The organism is Kitasatospora sp. NPDC058190 (assembly GCF_042883685.1).
Lineage (GTDB): Bacteria > Actinomycetota > Actinomycetes > Streptomycetales > Streptomycetaceae > Kitasatospora.
Genome location: NZ_JBHVVI010000266.1, coordinates 1 through 3,127, shown reverse-complemented (window position 1 = coordinate 3,127; position 3,127 = coordinate 1). Strand labels below are relative to the sequence as shown.

Genomic DNA, 3,127 nt, shown 5'->3' with positions numbered 1-3,127 from the left:
GAGCTGGTGCGCGACCAGATCGCCGTGGTGCTGGGCCACGAGGGTGGCGCGGTCGTCGATCCGTCGCGGGCGTTCCAGGACCTCGGCTTCGACTCGCTGACGGCGGTCGAGCTGCGCAACCGGCTGAAGTCGGTGACGGGACTCCAGCTGCCGGCCACGGTGGTGTTCGACTACCCGACGGCGAGCGCGCTGGCGGACTTCGTGCTGGAGGGGCTGTTCGGCGCCGAGGCGGTGGCGGAACTCCCGTCCGTGCTGCCCGTGTTGTCCGACGACCCGGTGGTCATCGTCGGCATGGCCTGCCGGTACCCGGGCGGCGTCGAGTCACCCGAGGACCTGTGGCGGCTGGTGGCCGACGGCGTGGACGCGGTGTCGGACTTCCCGACGAACCGCGGCTGGGACGTCGACTCGCTCTACAGCGAGGACCGGTCCGTGCCGGGCACGTCGTACACCCGGCGGGGCGCGTTCCTGCACGACGCCGGTGCGTTCGACCCCGAGTTCTTCGGCATGAGCCCGCGCGAGGCGCTGGCGACGGACGCGCAGCAGCGCCTGCTGCTGGAGACCTCGTGGGAGGCGTTCGAGCGGTCCGGCATCGACCCGGTGACGCTGCGCGGCAGCCGGACCGGCGTCTTCGCGGGCACCATGTACACCGACTACCGCTCGCTGCTGGACGGCGAGGAGTTCGAGGGCTTCCGGGGCAACGGCAGCGCTCCCAGCATCGCCTCCGGCCGGGTGTCCTACACCTTCGGCTTCGAGGGCCCGGCGGTCACGGTGGACACGGCGTGCTCGTCGTCGCTCGTGGCGATGCACCTGGCGGCGCAGGCCCTGCGCGGCGGCGAGTGCTCGCTGGCGCTGGCCGGCGGCGTGACGGTGATGTCGACGCCGGGGACGTTCGTGGAGTTCTCGCGCCAGGGCGGCCTTTCGGCCGACGGCCGGTGCCGTTCGTTCGCGGACGCCGCGGACGGCGTGGGCTGGGGCGAGGGCGTCGGCATGGTCGTGCTGGAGCGGCTGTCGGACGCCCGCCGCAACGGGCATCGGGTGCTGGCGGTCCTGCGCGGCAGCGCGGTGAACCAGGACGGTGCGTCGAACGGTCTGACGGCGCCGAACGGTCCGTCGCAGCAGCGGGTGATCCGGCAGGCGCTGGCGAGCGCCGGGCTCTCGACGGCTGACGTGGACGCGGTGGAGGCGCACGGCACCGGGACGACGCTGGGCGACCCGATCGAGGCGCAGGCGCTGCTCGCGACGTACGGGCAGGACCGCGAACTGCCGCTGCTGCTGGGCTCGATCAAGTCGAACATCGGGCACGCCCAGGCGGCGGCCGGTGTCGCGGGCGTGATCAAGATGGTGCTGGCGATGCAGCACGGCCTGCTGCCGCGCACCCTGCACGTGGACGCGCCGTCCTCGCACGTCGACTGGACGGCGGGCGCGGTCGAGCTGCTCGCCGAGGCCCAGGACTGGCCGCAGGCCGGCCGGCTCCGCCGGGCGGGCGTGTCGTCGTTCGGGATCAGCGGAACCAACGCGCACGTGATCCTGGAGCAGGGCGAGCCCGAGGTCGTGCGGGAGGCCGTGGTCACGGCCGGGGCGATGCCCTGGGTGGTGTCGGCCAGGTCGGAGGCGGCGCTGGACGCGCAGGTGGCGCGGCTCGCCGACCTCGACGGGCGGTCGGCGCTCGACGTCGGCCTGACCCTGGCCGGGCGGACGGCCTTTCCGTACCGGGCGGTGCTCGTCGACGGCGTCGAGGCGGCCCGGGGCGTCACGGGTGGGGGCGGGACGGCGTTCCTGTTCTCCGGGCAGGGATCGCAGCGGCTGGGGACGGGGCGGGAGCTGTACGCCCGATTCCCGGTGTTCGCGGAGGCGTTCGACGCGGTGTGCGCGGAGTTCGATCCGGCCTTGCGCGATGTGGTGTGGGGTGCGGACGAGGAGTTGCTGAACCAGACGGCGTACGCCCAGGCGGGCCTGTTCGCGGTCGAGGTGGCGCTCTACCGGCTCGTTGAATCGCTGGGTGTGCGGGCGGAGTTCGTGGCCGGGCACTCGATCGGTGAGGTGGCCGCGGCGCACGTGGCCGGGGTGTTCTCGCTGGCGGACGCCTGCAAGCTGGTAGCAGGTCGTGGTCGGCTGATGCAGGCGCTGCCGGCGGGTGGCGCGATGCTGGCGGTGCCGGCGACGGAGGACGAAGTCCTGCCGCTGCTGGATGAGTTCGTGTCGATCGCGGCCGTGAACGGGCCTTCGTCGGTGGTCGTTTCCGGTAGCGAGGAGGCCGTCGCGGCGATCGAGGCGCACTTCGCCGACCGCAGGACGACGCGTCTGCGCGTCTCGCACGCGTTCCACTCGCCACTGATGGACCCGATGCTGGAGGACTTCCGTGCCGTCCTCGACGGGCTGACCTACACTGCTCCTTCGATCCCGGTGGTCTCCAACCTGACGGGCGGGATAGCCACGCCCGAGCAGCTCTGCTCGCGCGACTACTGGGTGCGCCACGTCCGCGAGGCCGTCCGCTTCGCCGACGGGATCCGCACACTGGAAGCCGCCGGCGTCACGCGCTTCCTGGAGCTCGGCCCCGACGGCGTCCTCACCGCGCTCGCGGCCGCCTCCCTCTCCGGCGACGCCGTCCTGGCCCCCGTCCTCCGGAAGGACCAGGCTGAGGACGCGACCGTCCTGACTGCCCTCGCGCGTCTGTACGTCACCGGCGCGCGCGTCGACTGGGCCGCTCTCTTCGCCGGGACCGGTGCCCGCACCGTGGCCCTGCCCACGTACGCGTTCCAGCACCGGCACTACTGGCCGGCGGTCACGCTCGCGCGCGGCGGTGACGTCCGGCTCGCGGGCCTCGGTGCCGCCGAGCACCCGCTGCTGGGCGCGGCAGTCGAGCTCGTCAACACGGACGGCTACCTGTTCACCGGCCGGCTGTCGGTCGGGTCGCACGGGTGGCTGGCGGAGCACGTCGTCATGGGTTCGGTGCTGGTGCCGGGGACGGCGCTGATGGAGCTGGCCGTGCGCGCCGGGGACGAGGTCGGCTGCGACCTGGTCGAGGAGCTGACGCTCGCCGCGCCGCTCGTCCTGCCCGAGCGGGGCGGCGTGCGGGTGCAGGTGTGGGTCGGCGAGCCGGACGCGTTCGGGCGGCGCGCGCTCACCG

At 73.6% G+C, this 3,127-nt stretch carries 1 protein-coding gene; it reads left to right on the top strand.

Annotated elements, in window-relative coordinates; all coding sequences use genetic code 11:
* Positions 1-3,127 (top strand): beta-ketoacyl synthase N-terminal-like domain-containing protein (locus ACFVWU_RS44640; RefSeq protein WP_387632404.1); only part of this gene is annotated, 3,127 nt, incomplete at both ends.